Source organism: Treponema sp. R80B11-R83G3, assembly GCF_054786115.1.
The window spans coordinates 1-2137 of record NZ_BDHF01000166.1; the positions used below are offsets into that span (position 1 = coordinate 1).

At 40.9% G+C, this 2137-nt stretch carries 2 protein-coding genes; both read right to left on the reverse strand.

Annotation, left to right across the window (positions count from 1 at the left end; genetic code table 11):
• On the reverse strand, positions 1-296 hold a 296-nt coding region (locus ACYVRH_RS12085), incomplete at its 3' end, for a class I tRNA ligase family protein (RefSeq protein WP_461257157.1).
• Between the two features lie 52 nt (positions 297-348).
• Positions 349-2137: alpha-amylase/4-alpha-glucanotransferase domain-containing protein (locus ACYVRH_RS12090; RefSeq protein WP_461257158.1), on the reverse strand; the 1789-nt coding region annotated here is incomplete at its 5' end.

The window sequence follows — 2137 nt, forward strand, 5'->3', positions numbered from 1 at the left end:
TGGATGGGAGTTGAAGTGCGTCCGAACTTGTCAAACGCGATGTTAAACCATTTATAAATATCGCTATGGATCGCGTGATAACGGTCGCACAACTCTTTAGGGCTTATGCCCTCTTCAGCCGCTTTGTTTTCCGTGGCGGTTCCGTACTCGTCAGTACCGCAGACGTACAAGGTTTCATAACCGCGAAGCCTGCAAAAACGCGCAAAAGCGTCGGCGGAAAGAACTTGAATAAGGTTGCCAAGATGAGGTTCGTTATTGACATAAGGCAGCGCCGATGTAATTAATCTTCTTTTCATACTGGTTATGATAACCAAAAAAATGAGGTAATTCAATACTATGGCGGTTCAATTAGTGGGAAAACTTCAAGCTAAACTCATTCGTCCACGCTTCACCGCTTTTAAGGGAAATTGAAAACACCGGCAGTATTATTGTCGCCTGATAAAGATCGTTGTTTAAAACAGGGGTAAGAAATCCCGAAAAGGGCCTTATGGAGCCAAATAAAATCTGCACTTCATTTTTTACATCAAGGATTTTTAAATTGCCCGCGTCAAATTTACCGTCTAAATGAATATCCTTTCCGTTATTGTCAACGGCGTAAAAACGGACATAATCGTCCGTGACATTCGCGAATGAAAAATAAATTATAGGGCTAAATTTAAATTTTTGAATATCTTTCCCGGTATTTATTAAATTATATGAAACTGTAATAACGCTTTTTTTTATAAAATAACATTTATTTATCTCTATGTCTCCAAACGGCATATCATCGCCTAAGGCGGGAAGCTTAAAGCATGACTTTCCTTTTTTATCCTGCGCTACTGATTCATACTGCTCAATAAAACAAAGCCTTGATTTTTCCGTAATAATGTCTTCAGGCTTATCCATCTTTTTCTCAAACGGGAGCAGAACATCGGCAAAAGCGGCGCGTCTGCCGTAATCGTTTGAACCGCAGTCAAGATAATTCCATTCCTTAGGCAGATAATCAAGCTCAAAGATACATGCTCCCCTTGGCTGAATGTAACAGTTAATTAACGTATCTTGAAAAATAAATTCTTTTACGCCGTCAAAATCAAAATCATACTGTATTAACGACGGAATAAATTTTCCGTTTTCACGGGTCATCATTTCAGCGCGTAAGAGCGAGCTGTAAGCCGCCTTGCGAAGCTCGCCCCTGATATGCCCGCCGCCGGGTGAAAAAAGGCTTGAGTCCTGCGCCTGCCAAAGTTCTTCCCTTGCGTTTAATTTGCGGGATCTATCCCCCTTTAATTGATTTATTAATACATTGGTAAAAATCATTTTGGAATATATGCCGCCAGATTCATCATGTTCAATAAGAAACTTTCGCGGCGAATAATTATCCCCTGCGGCGGATGAGTTTGGGAAACTTTCCTTTTTATATGTTTTATGGCCTCTTAAAAATTTGGCAGGCAATGTAGTTTCTACAATATTTTCAGAAAGGGAAATTTCTTCAAAAAAACGGTTCCATGCCGTGTCGGGCGCTTCCTCGGCAGATGATGAAACTTTATCGGGAAATATGCTGATTATTTTTTCGGATTCGCAATTTCCGCATACTTCGTCAAATTTATTTTTTAAATCGACAAAAACTTGGGAAAAACTTTTATTCGCCAAATCATTTTCCAAGGATAAAGAGACGGGAAAAATTGTTAAAAGCCTGCCTTGATCTTCGCTGATGCACGGAGAAAAAAGCCCCTGTCCTTTTATCCCCGCCTGTACAAATTGTTCCTGTGAAAGAAAGGTGTAGATCATGTCGCTTGTTGAAAGCGCCGCAGAAAGATGCTGTTCCCACGCCATTTGCGGCAGCCAGCAGCCAATCGGGCGTTTCCCAAAATGCTTGCGGATATACGTCGTCATTAATTCAATCTGGCCAATTCTGTCCTGTAAGGGAATAAGCGGAAAACTCGGCTCGAAAAATCCGCCTCCTAAAAGCTCAGCCTGTTTTCGCGTAATCATGTCTTCTATCAACATAAGAAACTCTGGATGGGTGCGTTCAATCCAGTAAAGCAAAACGCCCGAATAATGCAAAACCGCTTGAATATTGGAATAACGGTAAAGATTGGAAACAAAGGGGCGCACTTTATTTTCATAAACATATTCAAATTCACTTTCCGCAGAACCG